17 protein-coding genes and 3 pseudogenes are annotated in these 19,985 nt (G+C 56.3%); 12 read left to right on the top strand and 8 right to left on the bottom strand.

Going from position 1 to position 19,985, the window contains the following annotated elements; translation table 11 throughout:
• Positions 1-116: 116 nt before the first annotated feature.
• The 5 genes and pseudogenes from PSUM_RS28955 to PSUM_RS28935 all read left to right on the top strand — a co-directional run bounded on the left by PSUM_RS28955 (position 117) and on the right by PSUM_RS28935 (position 5,535).
• Entirely contained in the window at positions 117-1,571 is a 1,455-nt protein-coding gene (locus PSUM_RS28955; protein WP_083348654.1) for a TrkH family potassium uptake protein, read from the top strand.
• Between the two features lie 22 nt (positions 1,572-1,593).
• A pseudogene (locus tag PSUM_RS32260) lies at positions 1,594-1,859 on the top strand (histone-like nucleoid-structuring protein, MvaT/MvaU family); the annotation flags it as partial.
• Positions 1,860-2,076: 217 nt separating this feature from the next.
• Positions 2,077-3,030 carry a TAXI family TRAP transporter solute-binding subunit gene (locus PSUM_RS28945; RefSeq protein ID WP_083348655.1) on the top strand — a complete coding sequence of 318 codons (954 nt, stop codon included), beginning with the start codon at positions 2,077-2,079 and terminating at the stop codon, positions 3,028-3,030.
• A gap of 82 nt (positions 3,031-3,112) precedes the next feature.
• Positions 3,113-5,140 carry a TRAP transporter permease gene (locus PSUM_RS28940; protein WP_020799253.1) on the top strand — a complete coding sequence of 676 codons (2,028 nt, stop codon included), beginning with the start codon at positions 3,113-3,115 and terminating at the stop codon, positions 5,138-5,140.
• Entirely contained in the window at positions 5,137-5,535 is a 399-nt protein-coding gene (locus tag PSUM_RS28935) for a DUF1850 domain-containing protein (protein WP_083348656.1), read from the top strand. Before PSUM_RS28940 ends, PSUM_RS28935 begins: the two co-directional genes overlap by 4 nt.
• A gap of 67 nt (positions 5,536-5,602) precedes the next feature.
• Here the strand turns inward: PSUM_RS28935 and dctM are convergent, their stop codons facing one another.
• From dctM to PSUM_RS32750, 4 genes and pseudogenes are all read right to left on the bottom strand, one after another.
• The gene (gene dctM, locus PSUM_RS28930) at positions 5,603-6,886 is read right to left on the bottom strand and encodes a C4-dicarboxylate TRAP transporter large permease protein DctM (protein WP_083348657.1); all 1,284 of its coding nucleotides are present in this window, start codon (positions 6,884-6,886) and stop codon (positions 5,603-5,605) included.
• Positions 6,883-7,515 carry a TRAP transporter small permease gene (locus PSUM_RS28925; RefSeq protein WP_020799250.1) on the bottom strand — a complete coding sequence of 211 codons (633 nt, stop codon included), beginning with the start codon at positions 7,513-7,515 and terminating at the stop codon, positions 6,883-6,885. Before PSUM_RS28925 ends, dctM begins: the two co-directional genes overlap by 4 nt.
• A 67-nt stretch (positions 7,516-7,582) precedes the next feature.
• Positions 7,583-8,578 carry a TRAP transporter substrate-binding protein gene (locus PSUM_RS28920; RefSeq protein ID WP_020799249.1) on the bottom strand — a complete coding sequence of 332 codons (996 nt, stop codon included), beginning with the start codon at positions 8,576-8,578 and terminating at the stop codon, positions 7,583-7,585.
• Between the two features lie 182 nt (positions 8,579-8,760).
• Positions 8,761-8,829, bottom strand: a pseudogene (locus PSUM_RS32750) (hypothetical protein); the annotation flags it as partial.
• Positions 8,830-9,048: 219 nt separating this feature from the next.
• Here PSUM_RS32750 and PSUM_RS28915 point away from each other — a divergent pair.
• Positions 9,049-9,966 (top strand): annotated as a pseudogene (locus PSUM_RS28915) (TrkH family potassium uptake protein); the annotation flags it as partial.
• A 580-nt stretch (positions 9,967-10,546) separates the two neighbouring features.
• Here PSUM_RS28915 and PSUM_RS28905 read toward each other — a convergent pair.
• Both PSUM_RS28905 and PSUM_RS28900 read right to left on the bottom strand, forming a co-directional pair.
• Positions 10,547-11,407 carry a low temperature requirement protein A gene (locus PSUM_RS28905; RefSeq protein ID WP_231989906.1) on the bottom strand — a complete coding sequence of 287 codons (861 nt, stop codon included), beginning with the start codon at positions 11,405-11,407 and terminating at the stop codon, positions 10,547-10,549.
• 75 nt (positions 11,408-11,482) lie between these two features.
• Positions 11,483-12,289 carry a lytic transglycosylase domain-containing protein gene (locus tag PSUM_RS28900; protein WP_083348659.1) on the bottom strand — a complete coding sequence of 269 codons (807 nt, stop codon included), beginning with the start codon at positions 12,287-12,289 and terminating at the stop codon, positions 11,483-11,485.
• Positions 12,290-12,676: 387 nt separating this feature from the next.
• Between PSUM_RS28900 and PSUM_RS28895 the strand changes: the two genes are divergently transcribed.
• From PSUM_RS28895 to PSUM_RS28870, 6 genes are all read left to right on the top strand, one after another.
• On the top strand, positions 12,677-13,588 hold the full coding sequence (locus PSUM_RS28895) for a TauD/TfdA dioxygenase family protein (RefSeq protein WP_083348660.1): 912 nt from the start codon (positions 12,677-12,679) through the stop codon (positions 13,586-13,588).
• Positions 13,589-13,621: 33 nt separating this feature from the next.
• Positions 13,622-14,734, top strand: coding sequence for an ABC transporter substrate-binding protein (locus PSUM_RS28890; RefSeq protein WP_083348661.1), 1,113 nt, complete (start codon positions 13,622-13,624; stop codon positions 14,732-14,734).
• Between the two features lie 4 nt (positions 14,735-14,738).
• Positions 14,739-15,644 carry an ABC transporter permease gene (locus PSUM_RS28885; RefSeq protein ID WP_033044874.1) on the top strand — a complete coding sequence of 302 codons (906 nt, stop codon included), beginning with the start codon at positions 14,739-14,741 and terminating at the stop codon, positions 15,642-15,644.
• A complete protein-coding gene (locus PSUM_RS28880; protein WP_020799240.1) occupies positions 15,641-16,426 on the top strand; it encodes an ABC transporter permease in 786 nt (261 codons plus the stop codon). Before PSUM_RS28885 ends, PSUM_RS28880 begins: the two co-directional genes overlap by 4 nt.
• Positions 16,427-16,451: 25 nt before the next feature.
• A complete protein-coding gene (locus tag PSUM_RS28875) occupies positions 16,452-17,213 on the top strand; it encodes an ABC transporter ATP-binding protein (protein ID WP_020799239.1) in 762 nt (253 codons plus the stop codon).
• Between the two features lie 63 nt (positions 17,214-17,276).
• Positions 17,277-18,608 carry an LLM class flavin-dependent oxidoreductase gene (locus PSUM_RS28870; protein WP_083348662.1) on the top strand — a complete coding sequence of 444 codons (1,332 nt, stop codon included), beginning with the start codon at positions 17,277-17,279 and terminating at the stop codon, positions 18,606-18,608.
• Between the two features lie 335 nt (positions 18,609-18,943).
• On the opposite strand, the gene PSUM_RS28865 is transcribed toward PSUM_RS28870, so the two are convergent.
• Positions 18,944-19,378 carry a VOC family protein gene (locus PSUM_RS28865; protein WP_083348663.1) on the bottom strand — a complete coding sequence of 145 codons (435 nt, stop codon included), beginning with the start codon at positions 19,376-19,378 and terminating at the stop codon, positions 18,944-18,946.
• A 43-nt stretch (positions 19,379-19,421) separates the two neighbouring features.
• Entirely contained in the window at positions 19,422-19,820 is a 399-nt protein-coding gene (locus tag PSUM_RS28860) for a hypothetical protein (RefSeq protein WP_080725400.1), read from the bottom strand.
• Positions 19,821-19,985 lie beyond the last annotated feature (165 nt).

Here is a 19,985-nt window from a genome sequence, read left to right as displayed (position 1 = left end):
TCCTCACAACCGATCCTTGTTTGACTGATTGCCCGTAGAAATTTTACGCAAAATTTACGAGGCTTTGAGATTGAGCATTCGATACTGCGTGGCGCTAACTTAGTAGGCTACTTTCTATGTCCTTCGCAGCAATGCGGCTCATCGGCTTCATCCTAGGCATTTTTCTGATCACGCTGGCCGTAAGCATGGCTATCCCAATGATTACGCTGGTGGCCTTCGAGCGTAGCGACGATCTGTCGGCCTTTCTCTGGTCGAGTTTGATTACCTTCATCAGCGGTCTTCTTTTGATCGTGCGTGGGCGCCCCGATACTGGCCAGCTCCGTCCGAGGGATATGTACTTGTTGACGACTGGCAGTTGGGTGGTGGTGTGTACCTTCGCGGCGTTGCCAATGGTGTTCATTAGTCACATCAGTTACACAGACGCTTTCTTCGAAACGATGTCCGGCATCACAACCACGGGCTCAACTGTCCTGAGTGGTTTGGATACCGCTTCACCAGGATTGTTGATCTGGCGCTCGATGCTGCACTGGCTAGGTGGTATCGGCTTCATCGGCATGGCTGTGGCGATCCTTCCACTGTTGCGAGTGGGTGGCATGCGTCTTTTCCAGACAGAGTCCTCAGACTGGTCGGAGAAAGTGACGCCGCGTTCGCATGTGGCAGCCAAGTACATCCTCGTTCTCTATCTGGGACTTACTGGCACCGGGGCTCTGGCACTCTGGATCGCTGGGATGACGCCGTTTGAAGCGGTCAACCACGCAATGTCGTTGATCTCTACTGGCGGATTCTCCACTTCGGACGCCTCGCTTGGGCATTGGACGCAGCCAGCGATTCACTGGGTAGCGGTGGTCATCATGATTCTGGGTAGCCTGCCCTTTACCTTGTACGTCGCAACATTGCGCGGCCATAGGCGTGCGCTGCTGAAGGATCACCAGGTACGCGGATTTCTTGGATTCTTGATTGTCACCTGGCTGGCTGTTGGTACATGGCTATGCTTTCACAGCGACTACGTTTGGTGGGATGCATTTCGTATTGTGGCGGTCAACGTGACCTCCGTCGTCACGACCACAGGAGTTGCAGTTGGCGATTACACACTATGGGGTAGTTTTGCCGTTCTGTTGTTCTTCTATCTGACGTTTGTCGGCGGATGCTCAGGCTCGACGGCTGGCGGACTGAAAATTTTCCGCTTCCAAGTTGCTGCATCCCTACTCGTGAGTAGCTTGAAGCAGTTGATCCATCCTCGAGCCGTGATTCAGAAGAAGTACAACGGTCACCCCATTGACGAGGAGATCTTGCGCTCACTTTTAACCTTCTCATTTTTCTTCACCATCACCATTGCCATAATCGCCTTGGGACTGGCTCTGATCGGGCTGGACTGGACAACTGCTTTAAGTGGCGCCGCTACTGCAGTATGCAACGTTGGACCAGGCCTGGGCACGATCATCGGGCCTGCCGGTAACTTCTCATCACTACCTGATGCAGCAAAATGGTTACTGACCATTGGCATGTTACTGGGGCGGTTGGAAATCCTAACCGTGCTGGTACTTATTACGCCGGTCTTTTGGAGGTATTAGCCTACCTATTGTGAATTTGAGGCTGGACTTTGAAAGCAAGCTCCGTGCATTGTTCGGCGAGTACGGCTTCAGTCTGCAGAACGTCATCAACCTGCTTGATCCTCAGGTCGCCGCTCCCCTGGTGCTGCTGCCGCACCGAAGGCAGCCCGTAAAGCCCGCGAGGTGAAAATCTATAAGAATCCGAATTCTGGTGAGTTGATCGAAAGCAAGGACGGAAACCATCGCCAATCGAAAGAATGGAGAGCCGAGTTCGGTGCAGATGTTGTTGAGTCGTGGCGCACTCAATAACATCATTTGTAAGCAAAAAAGGCCCTGTGAGGGTAATGCCAGTCAGCTAAGCTGATCGGCATTTTTTTTGGAGGTAAGAATCCCGATTAGGCGTCATCGCAGCGACCGTTTGAGAAGTCCAAAATTATTAGGCTAACTCAGCTTCCCACTCAAGGCCTTGGTTTCGACTACAGTAGAAAGACTCTGCATAAAGCCATAACAAGACGGAGAGTTTTCCATGCGAGTAAACAAACGCTTTAGCCTCCTTGCGGCCACCGCTGCGTTGACAGTCTCGTGCGCAGCTAACGCTGCACCTGTGTTCATAAACATCCTTACAGGTGGCACTAGCGGGGTCTACTACCCCATTGGGGTTGGGCTGTCACAGATCTACAGCGATGGGATTCCGGGGGCGAAGACTTCTGTCCAGGCGACAAAAGCCTCGGTGGAAAATCTCAACCTTTTACAAGCTGGTCGTGGGGAGCTCGCTCTGGCACTCGGGGACTCTGTAGCTGATGCAAAAAACGGCGTGGAAGATGCCGGGTTCAAGGCCCCGCTGACAAAGTTGCGAGCAATTGCAGGCGCCTATCCGAACTACATTCAAATTGTTGCGAGCAAAGAGTCCGGCATCAAAACCTTGGCGGATCTGAAAGGGAAAACCATCTCCGTCGGCGCCCCGAAATCCGGTACCGAGCTGAACGCGCGTGCGATCTTCAAAGCTGCGGGATTGACGTACGAAGATATGAGCAAAGTCCAATACCTACCCTTTGCGGAGTCGGTCGAGCTGATCAAAAACCGTCAGTTAGATGCCACGCTTCAGTCCTCGGGGTTAGGAATGGCGGCCATCCGCGACCTTTCCTCAACCATGGCATTGAACTACGTCTCCATCCCTCCTGATGTAGTTTCGAAAATCGGCAATGCCGCGTATCAGCCTGCTCAAATTCCAGCCAATACCTATGACGGACAGCCCGAATCAGTGCCTACGGTGGCGATCACCAATATCTTGGTGACACGCGAGGATATTTCGGATGACGTTGCCTACCAGATGACCAAGCTGATGTTCGAAAACCTCACTCGTTTAGGTAATTCTCACTCAGCTGCCAAGGATATCAAGTTGCAAAATGCTGCCAAGAATCTGCCCATTCCACTTCACCCCGGTGCCGAACGCTACTACAAGGAAGCTGGAGCGCTGTAATCCTAAAATGCGCCACGGGGATGGTCGCTAGAGCGATAGAGCGGTTCGTACCCCTTCAATGTAGTTTTGAGGCAGGTACCCAATGAGCGAAGATCATCATGGCATCGCCGCCAACCCACGCGACTGGCCTAAGACGCTGTTCTACGTGGCGTTGTTGTTTTCAGTTTTCCAGATTGTCACCGCTGCGTTTGCACCGGTTTCCAGCCAGGTGCTGCGCGCGGTGCACGTTGGTTTCCTGCTGTGGGTGGTGTTTCTGAGTTACCCGGCGTATGGCAGAGCACGCCCTTGGCAGCCGTTGGCCTGGATATTGAGCCTCGCGGGGATTACCACTGCCCTGTATCAATGGATCTTCGAAGCGGATTTGATCCAGCGTTCAGGTGACCTGACATCTGCGGACATGGTGGTTGGGCTGGTATTGATCGCATTGGTGTTTGAGGCGGCTCGTCGGGTGATGGGTATCGCGTTGCCTGTCATCTGTGGACTGTTTTTGGCATACGGTCTATTGGGTGAATACCTGCCAGGCGACTTGGCACATCGAGGCTACGGTTTCGATCAAATCGTCAACCAGTTGTCATTCGGCACCGAGGGGCTCTACGGCACACCCACTTACGTTTCCGCTACCTATATTTTCCTGTTCATTTTGTTCGGTTCCTTTCTCGAACAGGCCGGCATGATCAAATTGTTCACTGACTTCGCGATGGGCTTGTTTGGCCACAAACTCGGGGGGCCGGCAAAAGTATCAGTCGCGTCATCGGCTTTGATGGGGACGATCACAGGCTCAGGCATTGCAAACGTTGTCACGACAGGACAGTTCACGATTCCATTGATGAAGCGCTTCGGCTACAAGGCAGCATTTGCTGGCGGCGTAGAGGCGACTTCGAGCATGGGCAGCCAGCTGATGCCGCCTGTGATGGGTGCTGTCGCCTTCATTATGGCGGAAACAATTAATGTCCCGTTTGTAGAGATTGCCAAAGCTGCGTTGATTCCAGCCATCCTGTATTTCGGTTCGGTGTTCTGGATGGTTCACCTTGAGGCAAAACGCTCCGACCTTAAAGGGCTACCCAAAGACCAATGTCCCAGCGCATGGGGTGCGGTAAAGGAAAGCTGGTATTTGCTGATTCCGCTTTTTGTCCTGGTCTACCTGCTGTTTTCCGGACGTACCCCGCTATTCTCCGGAATGGTGGGTCTGGCGCTAACAGCCATCGTTATTCTCGGTTCGGCAATCATTCTTCGGGTGTCCAGTTTCGCGTTGCGGTGCGCGTTCTGGATCGCGCTGGGTGTCCTCTGTGTCGGCTTTTTCCAGTTGGGTATAGGCGTGATTTTCGCGGTGATCGCCACGTTGGTGGTCATCTGCTGGTTCATTCAGGGAGGCCGGGAAACCCTGAGTATTTGCCTGCATGCCTTGGTCGAAGGTGCTCGTCATGCTGTGCCGGTCGGGATTGCTTGCGCGCTGGTGGGAATCATCATCGGCGTAGTGTCATTGACGGGCATAGCCTCGACCTTCGCTGGTTACATACTGGCCATAGGCAGGGATAACTTGTTGTTGTCACTGATACTGACGATGGTTACCTGCCTGGTGTTGGGTATGGGTATCCCGACGATTCCCAACTACATCATCACCAGTTCGATTGCAGCACCCGCACTGTTGGAGTTGGGTGTACCGCTGATCGTGTCGCACATGTTCGTTTTCTATTTCGGAATTCTTGCAGACCTTACCCCACCGGTTGCCTTGGCATGCTTTGCCGCAGCGCCCATCGCCAAGGAAACAGGATTCAAGATCAGTCTGTGGGCGGTTCGTATTGCACTGGCTGGCTTTGTCATTCCTTTCATGGCGGTCTACAACCCTGCGCTTATGATGCAAGGCGACAATTTGTGGATGACTGCCTATATGTTGGTCAAGACCATGTTGGCCGTTGGTCTTTGGGGAATGGCGTCCACAGGTTATCTGCAACAGAAGATGCCGGTTTGGGAGCGATTATTGTGTTTCGCGGCAGGTGCTTTGTTGGTCGTTGCGCTGCCGTTGACCGATGAAATCGGTTTTGTGCTGGGTGTGATGCTGATACTTCAGCATGTCTGGCGGTCTCGCCGTGGCGGACTGGCCAGAGCATGATCGGCTTGTGCCTGGGGCTGGCGGGAGTCGCCTGGGCCCAACTCCCAATCTCGAGCTTTACACTGGCTTGGAATCACACAATCGAAAAAATTCGTTGGGAAGAAGACTACCGCGTCTCGGAACAGGGACTTGTGCTCACCGAGGCCAGGGTCAAAGGGAATGGCGCTGGCATGGAAATTCCCCCTGGGGCCAGGTTGGAAAAAGGCAGTTGGCACTATCAACGTCACCTGCCGCCCTTGCAGCCTCTGAGTCTGGGACGCACCCCGCAAGCAGGTGACTACCAGTTATGCTTCCAACAGCAATGTCATGAGATGAGCGAGTGGCTAGGGCTACCCGTCATCACTCCGTCCTCAGTCGAGCTATGGAGTTGCTGGACGGACTCAGGACAACAATAAGTGACCAGAAGCACAAACCTCAAAGCCCTGTCCGGATACGAACGTCCAGTACCCGGACAGGCAGGCATCAACTCATGCCCAGCCAGTTTGGCAAAACCAGGGAGATCCAAGGCACGTAGGTAATCAGAATCAGGAACAGGAGCAGAATCATCAGCCACGGCATGGCGGCTCTGATCGTTGCCGGCAGTGTCATGCCTGTCACAGCAGAGGTCACGAACAGGTTCAGACCCACGGGCGGCGTGATCAAGCCGATTTCCAGGTTCACCACCATAATAATCCCAAGGTGAATGGGGTCGATACCCAGCTTCATGGCGATGGGGAAAAGGATCGGTGCCAGGATCAGGATGATGGCCGACGGTTCCATAAAGGCCCCCGCAATCAACAACACAATGTTCACCACCAGCAGGAACATCACCGGTGTCAGACCCGCCTCTATCACCCACGCGGTAATCTGTTGCGGTAGTTGCTCAGTGGTCAAAACGTGCGCGAAGAGCATGGCGTTGGCAATAATGAACATCAGCATGATGCTCAGCTTGGCCGAGTCCAGCAGGACTTTTGGTGTTTCGCGGAACGTTAAGTCTTTGTAGACGAACAAGGCGATGAAGGCCGAGTAAACGGCCGCCACGGCCGCAGCTTCGGTTGGGGTAAACATCCCGGAGTAGATACCTCCCAGGATGATTAGCATCAGCAATAGGCCCCAGAGCGCCTTGCGTGCCGTGCTAAGCCATTCACGGAACGTCGCGCGCGGCATGGCGGGCAGCTTTTTCTTCACGGCGACGATGTAGATCGCCACCATCAACACCAGCCCCAGCAGCAGGCCTGGCAACACCCCGGCCATAAACAGTTTGCCGACAGACGTTTCGGTCGCGGCTGCGTAGACCACCATGACGATCGAGGGTGGAATCAGGATGCCCAAGGTTCCCGCGTTACAGACGATCCCCGCGCCAAAGGCCTGCGGATAACCGGAGCGGACCATGCCGGCAATGGCAATTGAACCCACCGCCGCCACAGTGGCTGGGCTGGATCCTGAAAGGGCCGCGAACAACATGCACGCCAACACGGCAGCGATAGCCAGACCACCACGAATATGACCGACACAGGCATTGGCAAAGTCAATCAACCTCCGAGCGACGCCACCGGTGGTCATGAAGGCCCCAGCGAGCAGAAAGAACGGGATGGCCAGCAGCGTGTAGTGCTCCGACGTCTCGAACAGTTTGATCGCCAGTGAGCGCACGGAGTCAGGACTGAAAAAAACGATGGTCAGTGAGCCCGCCAAGCCCAGGGAGATGGCAATGGGAACGCCGATAAACATCAGCACGAACAGTGATACAAACAGGAAGGCAATAGTCATGACTTGTCATCCTCGTGTTCAGTCAGCTTCAACGCATCTGCGGCTTCATCAGCCAGGCCCAGGCCGGTCTGCCTGTTTTGCAGGATGCGCACGAGAATTTCAGCGAAACGGATGAAAACCAGGGCGAACCCTACGGGGACGATCAACCCGATGTGCCATTGCATGATCCCGTACTGGCCCAGATCTTCGGCGCCAATTTGGGCAACCATCAGGGTCTGGATCCAGCCAAAACTGGCGATGCTGAGCAGCCCGGCATAAGACAGGCAGAAAAGGCAGGCGATGATGCCAATGAACCGTTGCACCGGTTTGCTGGCCAGCTTGACCAGGGCGTCGACGCCGATATGGCCTGCAGTGCGGACGCCGTACGACAACCCGAAAAAAATCAGCCAGCCAAACAGGGCCTTGGTCAGTGAGGTGCTCCAGGTCATGGCCTGTGCCATACCCATGACGCCGTCGCCGATGGCAAACAGCGATTCGCTGGCGCCTTCCCAGCTCTCGGCGAGGCGGTAGAACAGGGTGTAGAGGTTGTTGAGGACAACGTAGACGAATGTTACCAACGTCATGGCCGCCAGAAGGAAGACGATGAAGCCTTCCTCGAAGTGTTCCCAGATGCGCCGAAGAGCATTCATGGATGGCATCTCCTGTAGCAGACGACAGGCAGGTGCTGTCAGGGCGGCAACACCTGCCGACGACCGATCATTGGGCCTGGTTGGCAGCTTCAGCGGCAGTGATCAGCTCGGCGCCGATATCACCTTCAAATTTTTTCCACACCGGTTTCATCGCGACACGCCATTGTTCGCGTTGCTCAGGCGTCAGGATGATGATTTCGGTGGTTTTGGCCGCGATGATGTTCTGCTTGGCATCCTGGTTCAGTTTCTCAGCCTCTTTGTTCACATGAGCGGTGACTTCGACGAGTATCTTGTCCAGCTCGCTGCGAAGCTCCGGCGACAAACCGTTCCAGAACTTGGTGTTGGTGATCAGCATGTAGTCCAGGACACCGTGGTTGGATTCGGTGATGTACTTCTGTACCTCATGCATTTTCTGGCTGTAGATGTTCGAGTAAGGATTCTCCGCGCCATTGACGACACCGGTCTGCAAGCCCTGATAAACCTCGGCGAAGCTCATCTTGCGTGGATTGGCGCGTATGACTTTGAACTGCTCTTCAAGCACGGCGGAGGCCTGCACCCGGAACTTCAGGCCACGGGCATCACCCGGCACTCGTAGCGCTTTGTTCGCGGACAGTTGTTTCATCCCGTTGTGCCAATAGGCCAGTCCAGTGATGTTTTTGTCTTCCATGGACTTGAGCAGTCCCTGGCCCTGCGGGCTCAGTTGGAAGCGGTCAACCGCCGTGATGTCATCAAAGAGGAAAGGCAGGTCGAACAGTTGAACGGTCTTGGTGTAGTGCTCGAACTTGGCCAGCGACGGTGCAATCATCTGTACGTCCCCGAGCAGTAAGGCCTCCATCTCTTTGCCATCGCCAAACAACGAGGAGTTCGGGTAGACCTCGACCTTGACCTTGCCGGGCAAGCGTTCTTCCACCAGCCTCTTGAATAACAGGGCGCCTTGGCCCTTGGGTGTCTGCTCTGCAACGACGTGGGAGAATTTTATAATTACCGGATCTGCAGCCATGGCCATGCTCATGGTGCCAAGGGCAAGGGCGCAGGCAACTGCTTTCCAAATAGGTTTGAACATTGGGGGGATTCCTCTTGTTTTCGTTTTTTCGTACAGTTCCATGCTTTGAAAAGCATGTGCACGGCGGACAAGAGCAAGTCTAGGCAGAAAACTGGAATTTGGAGGGGGATGGCTGAATGTAGTAAGAAATCTTGTATGTAATAATCTCCTCCGAAACAACCTCTTACAATTGGTGCTTGAGACGAGCGTGGTGTGACTTTCTCTGACCAGTCTGAAGATTCTGTCTGGAACAAACGCATGCCGCCGATGCGAAATTGCACCCATTATTCAAGCGATTGGAGGCCGAAGAAGTTTCCGTGTTTTTATTCAGACCCCAGTCGAAATGAGCGTCGTCGGCAAAAAGGCCAACTGACCTATATACGCTCTTATTCTGAAGCGATGAGCATGAGCTCAGTAGATGCGCTACTGGTGATGCGTTGATCGATGATGAGATTGTCATCGGTATCGATGACTTTTAAAACCGCTAACCCGTCGCGGCGAAATATATTCTGGTGCTCTACCTCGGGCTGACCGGGGTGTCCGCACTGGCGCTATGGGTCGCGGGAATGACACCTTTCGAAGCGATCAATCATGCGATGTCATTTATTTCAACGGGTGGCTTCTCAACCTCGGATGCCTCCCTGGCGCACTGGCCTCAACCGGCTATTCATTGGGTATCCGTGGTCGTCATGATCGTAGGCAGCCTGCCTTTTACCTTTTATGTCGCCACGCTACGGGGCAACAAAAGTGCATTATTAAAAGACCATCAGGTGCGAGGGTTCATTGGATTTCTGGTGATTACCTGGCTGCTATTTGGTACGTGGTTGTGCATTAACAGCGACTACAGCTGGTGGGAAGCGTTTCGTATCGTGGCCGTCAATGTAACCTCGGTGGTCACGACCACGGGTTTAGCCCTCGGGGATTACACCTTGTGGGGCAGCTTTTCTGTCTTGCTGTTTTTCTATTTGACCTTCGTGGGCGGCTGCTCCGGGTCTACGGCGGGAGGGCTTAAAATATTCCGCTTTCAGGTTGCCTCCTCCTTGCTGATGGGCAGCCTGAAACAACTGATTCATCCTCGTGCGGTGATTCGAAAAAAATACAACGGCCATCCCATTGACGAAGACATCGCACGTTCGCTGTTGACCTTTTCATTCTTTTTCACCATCACCATCGGTGGCATTGCCCTGGGATTGGCGCTGATCGGTCTTGATTGGACGACAGCCTTAAGCGGTGCTGCCACCGCAGTGTGCAACGTGGGTCCTGGACTGGGGACGATCATTGGTCCAGCAGGCAACTTCTCGACCTTGCCGGATGCGGCAAAATGGCTACTGACGGTCGGCATGCTCTTGGGAAGGCTGGAGATTCTGACGGTGCTGGTGCTGCTCACACCAGTCTTTTGGAGGTACTAATCGAGTCGATAGCGACGGCCTGGCAGCCCGGGTTCAGAATCAAATCAGAGCCATCAACTTGGCGTTACTGGCTCATCAACTACTTGGCAACAGCATCATGGGCCGGCAAGGAAGTCGCATCGTTAGCCACGTTGGCGGCGGCGGGATGGCTGGCGAACCGCGCTATCACGACCTCGGCCTTCGGATCAACATACAGTGCCTGGCCATAGACTCCTCAGGCCATGAAGGCACGATGCTCATTATGGGTTTGCCACCACCTGTCGTGATAGCTCCAGCCAGCCAAAGACCTGTCGTTCGCTCAGATTGCCGAAGGTACCGGCCTACCTATGGCCTGATAAACATTCCACGATATCTGAAATTCAGGAAAACATAACAGATCATGGTGGCTGTCAGGCCGACCAATATGTACTGGACGCGGGGCAGGAATATAACCAGCCCACCCAAAGACAACACGATCAAGGTGTTTTGTATTATGTATTTCCTTATTTTGGGCACGGCTACGAAATAGCCATATTGCTTGCCTAGGAAAAACAAGGCCATGCCGATGATTGACATAATCTGGAAATCGCGTATCGCAATGTCATTCAGGATCGCATGCCTGATCAAATTGGCGAGGAGTGAGCCCCATAAACAGAAAAAGGTGCGAGTAGATCAGGGAGTGCCCACTCATACTGCTTTCTTTGTTGCTCAGCAGGTAAAATCTTTCAAAATAGATCCACCAGATACTGCAAACCATGATAAATCCGGTGATTGCCGTCATTACGGTATAACGATCCCATTCAATGTTGGATAACCCTGCAGAAAGGCTAATGACTGACTCGCCCAATAAGATGAGGGTGAGCAAGCCCAGTCGTTCAACCAAGTGTTCTGTATGTGCTGGCAATGGCTTTAGGTTGCTCCCGACAATTACAGGCAAGAGAATGTCAAGAAAAATTCCAAGGTAAGCAACAAGGTAACGCATGGGTGGGTCAAAAAGAATGGATGAAAGACTAATAACTGCGCTGACTAACAGGGCGAAGCCAAGCCTGGCGGAGAATTTGCCACGGTCATCGTGTTTTCTTCTGGACGATATGTACAAAATGCTGATGATCACACGTATACCAAAATAACAGGCCATAACAAGCGGATAGTTTACTTCTGGTATTTTCTCAATCAGTGCAGAGAGCACAATGAGCAGCAACATCATAAACAATGTTGCCAGGCGGTGAGGGTTACTGTCTGTATCAAACCTGTTGGCGTAAATCGTGTGACTAGACCAGATCCACCAAAATGGAACAAAAAGCAGTAAAAACGTCCATACTTGCTCAGGCTCAAAGTGCCCGTGATGAACATGACCGAGAATGTGCGTAACCTTGCCAATTGCCACAACAAAAATCAGGTCAAAAAACAACTCTAACCATGTGGCGTGTCGATTTTTGTCATAGTACTTCAAGGACTTCATTCGCTGCTGGCTCCGTGTGCACCTCTTTAATGTAGAAGGAAACTAACGGATAAGCGAACGGGTGGCCGGGAATAGCTAGCGATTGTTACGATAGCGTTCGGTCAAGGACTGCACGAGGGTGACGTAGGATTGCGTCTCGGCGTAGGGAGGCACCCCGTTGTGCTCGACCACGGACGCTTCGCCAGCGTTGTAACCGGCCAACGCCAGCATCTGGTTGCCGTTGAAACGCTTGAGCAGCCAGGCCAGGTAGCGCACGCCGCCACGAATGTTCTGCCGGGCGTCGAATGGATCGTCCACGGCGAAGCGCTCGGCGGTGGCGGGCATCAATTGCATCAGCCCCTGGGCGCCCGCTTCGGAAATGGCGTTGGGGCGAAACGCCGATTCGGCATGTATCACCGCGCGGACCAGCGCTCTGTCGACCCCATATTGACCCGAAGCGGCTTCGATTTCCCGCCGATAGGAACGGGTGTCCAGGCGCAGTGAGGCGACCTTGAAATCCTTCGGCGCCCTGCACAGATAGCAACCCTTGATGTAATAGACTTCAAGGACATCGACCCGCGCGGAAATGCCTACCGGGCGCCGGCTCACATATTGACGAACACCCTTGTGGATGAAAGTGAACACCCGAATCCGCATCGCGCCGGAGTCGTCGTCTTGCACAAGCCGTGGCAAGGCCTTGGGCTTGGCGCCGACACCGGCGCCAGCCATGCCATCCACTCGAGTGCAGCGGGCGCTGGCGATGGCTTGACTGGTGTAGCTGATGGCTCCGTCCCCGGCTTGGCACTTGAACATGGCGCTGGCGCACAGTGGCGTGACCAGTAAGGCCAGCTCGATGCCGCCAATAAGGCTCTTGCGAGCCCATCGCCATGCCCTGGAATACATCACATCGCTCCGCGCCGCAGGCGCCGATCAGGGGCGCCTGACCCGAACGTTGCCTTTGGAGGGCCTGGGGTGACCCGCCTGCTGTCCTGACAGTTATACCCCTTGTAGCCGACGTTGGGACTTGCGTTGACGTACGGGCTGGAACCAGTCCCCAGCAACCCCACCAACGTGAGCCCCAAACACAGCATCAACTTGGCACGTATGTTTTATGTTGCGACTAAAAAGTTATTAGCTAATAACAAGAGGCTTATAGCTTTTATCGGGATTTAATAACGGGAAAGGTATATCGGGCTTAATCTATCTTTAGAATAATTTGTGATTAGTCATCGCTGCTTTTATGACTTTATGATCTGTTTCACAACAACTCGTGAGACAGGAGGTAGCTCGATGACTATTCAAATCAAACCGGTCGCCGGTCGAATTGGGGCACAACTGGAAGGCGTAAAGTTGGGGGGCGGCATCAGCGCCGAGGCATTCGATTTCATTAATCAGGCACTGTTGAAATATAAAGTGCTGTTCTTTCGCGACCAACATCTGGATGACGCCGAGCACGAGGCTTTTTCCCGCCGCTTCGGCGATCAGGTCCCGCACCCGACCGTGCGTTCCGCTGAACAAGGCGCTGCGATCCTGCATTTGGACGCCAAGGAAACCCGCGCCAATTCCTGGCACACCGATGTGACCTTCGTGGCCAACTACCCGAAGATTTCCATCTTGCGTGGTGTTGTAATTCCGCCCTTTGGCGGTGATACGGTATGGGCCAATACTGCAGCAGCCTATGCTGATTTACCCGACCCGTTAAAACAATTGGCCGATAATCTTCGCGCATTGCACACCAACGTATATGACTACGCGGCGCCGCGTAATACCGACGAGTCGGGACTCAAGCGTTATCGTGAACAGTTCACTGCTGAAGTCTACGAAACCGAACATCCATTAGTGCGAGTCCATCCGGAGTCGGGTGAAAGAAGTTTGTTGTTGGGGCACTTTGTTAAACAAATTCAAGGTGTCAGTAGCAACGATTCCAAACAACTGATTCGCCTGTTTCACGACCGTATCACCCATGTCGACAACACCGTTCGCTGGCGCTGGCAGGAGGGCGATGTGGTGATCTGGGACAACCGCGCCACCCAGCACATCGCGATCAACGATTACGGCGACGCCCCGCGCATCGTGCGCCGCACCACCATCGACGGTGATGTGCCGGTCGGGGTGGATGGTCGCTTGAGCCAGGCGCTCAAGCCGAGCCCCGAGGCGCGTTCGCCGAAAACCGAAGCCGACAAAAAACACCTCGCCGCCTGACGAGCGACTCTCATTGGTACAAGGAAGGCTGACATGAAGCTCAATGGCATTCGCCTGTTTAAAAAAGGCAGCATCGCTGCAGCGCTGGCTGCGGTTCTTGCGGTATCCGGGGCCGAGGCCGATGTCTTGCGCATCGGTGTCGCCACGGCCGGTGGCGGTGACCCGGTGACCTTCAGCGGCTCGCCTCTGGGCATCGTGCGCAATCAACAATTGCTGGAAAAAGCCTTCGCCGGAACCGGGACCGAAGTGCAGTGGTTCTTCTTCAAGGGGGCAGGGCCTGCGGTCAACGAAGCCTTCTCCAACCAGCAACTGGACTTCGCCTACCAGGGCGATCTGCCTGCAGTCGTCGGGCGCTCCAACGGACTGGACACCAAGTTGCTGGCGGCGTTGGGTGTGCGCGCCAACCTGTACCTGGCAGTGCCCAAGGGCTCCCCCCTCAAAACCATCGAGGACCTCAAAGGCAAAAAGGTCGCGATCTTCCGTGGCACCAACGGTCATCTGGTGATGATCAATCTGCTGGCGGAGCACGGGCTGACCGAGCGCGATATCAAGGCCATCAACCTCGATACCGGCAGCTCTCAGGCCGCATTGATTTCCAATGGCGTAGATGCCGCATTCGGTGGGCGTGAGTTGTTCAAGCTGCGTGACAAGGGTCTGATCGACATCGTTTACGACAATCCCGAGCAGGACGTGCGCTACACCCGGCAGACGGCGCTGGTGGTTCGCGGTGAATATGAAAAAGAGCATCCGGACAAGGTGCAAAAGGTCGTCGACACGCTGGTGGACGCGGCGAAGTGGACATCGGACGAGAGCCATCGCGATGACGTCTTCGCTGAATGGGCCAAGAGCAATGACCCCGCCGATTCACTGCGTGCCGACTTCACCGGGGTTCCTCTCAGGGACCGGGCCTCGCCTCTGGTCGACAACTTTCTGATCAGCCGCTATCAGGCCGTGGCGGATCAGGCCAAGGAAGAAAAACTCATCCGTCGCCCGGTCAGTATCGATGGCTGGTTCGAAAGCAGTTATCTGCAGAAATCCCTCAAGGCCAAGGGACTGGAAAACTACTGGACGCCCTACGGCCCGGATGGCAAGCAACCGGCGGGTAACGCGGTAGCGGCCACGACGACCAGCAAGCAAGGGAGCTAGGAAAATGGCCAGGGCACAGACCGCAAGACTCGAGAAGTATGGGGCGCCGGCATTGCCGAGCGACAACGTCAAACGTCTTCCACCGTCGCCCGCTCGCCCGGTCCGCAAGGTCGAGGTACCGCGCACTTCAGCCTGGTCCGTGAACCTGGGTGACAAGGCCTTGCCCTGGCTGTTGCCGTTGCTGTTGCTGGGTTTGTGGTACCTGGGGGTGGAACGCGGCTGGCTTTCGGAGCAGGTGCTGCCACCGCCAGCCTACGTTTACCAGGCGCTGTCGGACCTGGTTGTCAGCGGGGATCTGTGGCTCAACGCATTGGCCAGCCTGCAGCGGGTTGTCGCCGGGTTCAGTCTCGGCGCCTTGCTCGGTGTGGCGCTGGGCCTGGCCATGGGACTGTCCCGGACGCTGGAGGATTACCTGCTGCCGACTTTCAACGCACTGGTGCAAATTCCGGTATTGGGCTGGCTGCCGTTCGCCTTGTTGCTGTTCGGCATCGGCGAGACGCTCAAGTATGTGCTGATTGCCAAGGCCGCCCTGGTGCCAATCACCCTGTGTACCTTGCAGGCGTTCCGCCAGGCGCCCAAGGGCTTGTTGGAAGTCGGCCGGACCTACGGCTTCAGCCGTCGGCAAAGCGTCACCTCCATTGTCCTGCCGGCGGCAATCCCGACACTGTTTACCGGGTTCCGCCTGGGCTTCACCAAGGCCTGGCTATCGCTGGTGGTGGTCGAATTGGTGGCCTCGAGTGAAGGGCTGGGCTACCTGATCGTCTATGGACGCCAGCTGTTTCAACTGGACCTGGTGATGGCGGCCGTCGTGATAGTGGGTGCGCTCGGCCTGCTGATCGACCGCAGTTTCGATTACGCGCAGAAACGTCTAGATCGCGGACGGCCAACGGTTGGAGGGCGTCAGTCATGAGTGCGGCTTTGTCATCAGGTAGCAGTAGCCACCGGTATCGCGGTTGGGTCTTGCCAATCTCGGTGATTGCCCTGTGGTGGTTGGCTTCGAACCAGGGCTGGAGTGAATCGGGGCTGTTCGTTTCGCCGGAAAAAGTCGCGGCGACAGCCTGGGATCAAATCACCTCGGACAAATTCTGGCGGGCGATTTCGGCGAGCCTTGCGCGCAACCTCAGTGGCTTTTTCATCGGCACCGCGCTGGGCTTGGTACTGGGTTGCCTGCTGGGTCTTTCGCGGCATTTCGAGCGCTTGGTGGGGCCAAGCTTCAACACCTTCAAGCAAATCTCCCTGTTCGCCTGGATCCCGCTGATCTCGGTGTGGTTCGGCCTGGGCGATGTGGCCAAGGTGGTGTTCCTGTCACTGGCCGCACTGGTGCCGGTGGTGGTCAACACTTGCGATGGGCTGCGCAACGTCCCACCCAACTTGTTGGAAGTGGCGCGGGTGTACGGCTTCACCCGTTGGCAAACCATCATCGGGGTGATGCTGCCTGCTGCCTTGCCGTCGATTTTCACCGGGCTCTACCTGGCGCTGGTCTACAGCTGGCTGGCAACCATCGGCGCCGAATACCTGCTGGTATCGGGGGAGGGGATCGGCAACACGCTGATCGATGGCAGCGAGCATTTCATGATGGACCTGGTGCTGTTTGGAATGGTGGTTATCGGCCTGGTGGGATGGGGCCTCAACGCCCTGGCCCGGACACTTGAGCGGCGGATGCAGCGCCTGTATGGCATCACGACTAACTGATTGCCACATTGAAAAGGATCGCAACATGAGCAACGGCCTGACCCTGGAACACATCAGCAAGCGGTTCATCTCCAAACCTGGCAGTTCGACGCAATTGCAGGTACTCGACAACATCCACCTCGACATCGCCCCTGGCGAGTTCATCAGCATCGTCGGCGCCAGCGGTTGCGGCAAATCCACGCTGCTGCGGCTGATCCTCGGCCTGGACGAGGAATTCGACGGGCGCATCCTGCTCGATGGCACACCCATCAAGGGCACGGGCCTGGAGCGCGGCATCGTGTTTCAGGACCACCGATTGTTCCCCTGGCTCAACGTCGAGCAGAACGTCGCCGTGGGCCTCAAGAATTCACCGCTGAGCGCCGGGCAGAAGCGCGACACCGTGCGCGAGCACATTGAACTGGTCGGCCTGCAAGACTTCATCGAGTCCTACCCGCATCAGATTTCCGGCGGCATGGCCCAACGCGTGGCCATCGCCCGCGGCTTGGTCAATCGTCCGAGCGTGCTGCTGCTGGATGAACCACTGGGCGCCCTCGACGCCTTGACCCGCGCGCGGCTGCAGGGCGAGCTGCAGAACATCTGGGCCAAGGAAAAAATCACCATGATCCTGGTCACCCACGATGTGGACGAGGCGGTATTCCTCGGCGACCGGGTGGTCGTGATGCAACCCAACCCAGGGCGCATCCGGCGCATCGTCGACGTCGATCTGCCGCGTCCACGCAATCGCAGTGACAGCCGTTTCATCGCCCTGCGCGATGACGTGCTGAGCGACTTTGCAGAGCTGCATTGAGTCGCGTGCTGTCCTGTTTTTTCAGATTCATCTACTCAGGCTTTTCATAGTAGGAAAAAGGAAATGTCCGAACGTCAGCTCAGCCTCAACCTCTTCATCTACCCCAATGGTCATCACGAAGCCGCCTGGCGTCACCCGCAGTCGGTGCCGGAAGCGTCCATGGACATCGCTCACTACCAACAGCTTGCACTGAGAGCGGAACGGGAAAAGCTCGATGCGATCTTCTTTGCCGATTCGCCATCCCTGGCCGAAAGCGATCGCGAAGGTGTGCGCATACGTTTCGAACCAGTGACCTGGCTGGCGGCCATCGCGGCGGTGACCCAACGCATCGGCCTGATCGCCACGGCCAGCACCACCTACAGCGAGCCTTACAACCTGGCGCGTTCGTTCAGTGCGCTGGACCACCTGAGCAAGGGCCGCGCCGGCTGGAACATCGTCACCACGTCCCTGGCGGCCGCCGCCGCCAACTTCGGCCTGGACCAGCATCCGTCGGCCCATGACCGCTATGCCAAGGCCGAAGAGTTCGTGCAGGTGGTGGGTGACCTGTGGGACAGCTGGGAGGACGATGCGCTGGTGCTGGACAAGGCCACCGGGGTATTCGCCAACGGTGCGAAAGTGCACTCGATCAACCACGTGGGGACGCACTACCAGGTCAAGGGCCCATTTAACTCACCACGCTCTCCGCAAGGACGGCCCGTGCAAGTGCAGGCCGGCTCGTCCGAGGATGGCCGTGATTTCGCATCAAGGCACGCCGAAGCGATTTTCACCGCGCACCAGACCCTGCAAAGCGCGACCGAATTCGCCAACGATATCCGCGGGCGGGCGAGGGCAGTGGGGCGCGACCCGCGCCAGCTGAAAATTCTCCCGGGTATCAGCCCCTACATCGGCAGCACCGAAGCGGAAGCCCAGCGCAAGTTCGATGAACTCAATGACCTGGTACTGCCGCACGTTGCCCTGGGCCAATTGCGCCGACTGCTGGGTGTCGACCTGTCCGGTCAGGATCTGGATGCGCCTTTCCCTCGTCATTTGGTCAACTTTGAAGGCAGTGAGAGCCAGGCCAGTCGCTTCAAGCTGGTCATCGATATAGTCGACCGCGAGCAACCGACCTTGCGCCAACTGATCAACCGCCTGGCCGGTGCTCGCGGGCATTGGGTGCCGGTGGGCACACCGGTGCAAATCGCCGACCTGATCGAACAGTGGTTCCGCAGCGGCGCCGCCGATGGTTTCAACGTGATGCCGCCGGCATTTCCCGAGGGCTTTGAAGTGTTTCTCGATGAAGTGTTGCCGATCCTGCGCAAGCGCAGGCTGTTTCGCGAGGACTATACGGGTACCACGCTACGCGAGCATTACGGTCTGAGTCGCCCGGTTTCGCGGTTTGCGTTGAAGTCTGCCTGAGGGCGCGCAGCGATCGGGGGATTGTCTGAATGTACGCGTTGCCTCTGAGGGGGCAAAAGCCAAAACGAGGCGGCCTTAGAGCCGACCTGACTTTTACGGCTGTACCTGTGTGATCGTTCCCATGCTCTGCGTGGGAATGCCACCAGGGACGCTCCGCGTTCCGCTGACGACGCACGACGTGAGCCTTGCGCAACGGTGACGCGGAGCGTCACAGGCTGCATTCCCACGCAGAGCATGGGAACGATCACAAGTCAGGTCGGCTTTAAGGCCGCCTCGCTGATCGCGAGCGCCCCGTTAACCACGATTGCCAGTGGTCTAATAAAACCGCACACGCATTAGCCGAGTTGCTCCGCAAGCCCGACGATGATGCCCTCAGGCCCACGAATATAGGCGAGCCGGTACGATGTTTCGTACTGCATCTGGCCAATCAATTCGGCGCCATGGGCTTGCATCTGTGTCACGAGCGCATCGATGTCATCGACGGCAAACATGATGCGACGAAGACCCAGGGCGTTCATTGGTGTGTCCACGGGGCCAAACCGAACGGCCTCCGGGGTGTGGAACTTGTCCAGTTCAATGCCCTGTCCGTCGGCGGTGCGCAGCATCGCGAGGGTGGCTCGCACGTTGCCCAGTCCAATGAGGCTGCCGACAGCAGCCCCTTCAACGGTGGTTTGGCCTTCGAGCGTGAGACCCAACGCGATAAAGAATGCCTTCACCGCTTCGAGATCGTCGACAACGATCAGGACGTTGTCCATGCGCTTGATGGTCATGTCCTTCGCTCCCTGTTTTTAAACGAAGTCGCGTAGCCTGGCGCTAGCGACGATAGTAGCGGCGATCGTCGTCGTAGCGGTAGCGCGTGTCCCGGTCGCGGTGGCGCTCCCAATAGCGGTGGCGTTCGGCTTCCCGGCGGGCTTGCTCTCTGCGCCACTGGGCCCTGCGCCATTCGTCTCGACGCCATTCGTCCCGGCGATCGTGCCAACGACCGTCGTGCCAGTATCGATCGTCATGGGCAAGCAACGCTCCTGGCTGCTTGTCGGCCGTGCTGGCCAAGGTCGGCCAGGGGGTGTCGGCGGCCCGCACGGGCGCCTGGACGGCTGTGACTGGGGGGGCGGAAACAGGGGTTGAAGTCTTCATCTGTGTTGCTGATGCCGAGCCCATTGCCGCGAACGCGAACAGGCCGAGGAGCACCATCCGTGGGACATGGAATTTCATGAGCGAAGACAACCTCTGATTGGCAATTGGACGTGTGGCCATCTGGCTGCGCGAAGCCTGCGGGTTCGCGCCTACCGAGCGGATGAGCCTATCCAAATAGACCGACAATCAAGGAAAAGTTCTAGGCAGGCGTTGCAATTAGTGCAACGCCCGCCAGAGCGCCAT

The organism is Pseudomonas umsongensis, assembly GCF_002236105.1.
Lineage (GTDB): Bacteria > Pseudomonadota > Gammaproteobacteria > Pseudomonadales > Pseudomonadaceae > Aquipseudomonas > Aquipseudomonas umsongensis.
The sequence above is the reverse complement of the archived record's forward strand: the minus strand, read 5'-3'. Positions and strand labels throughout refer to the sequence as shown.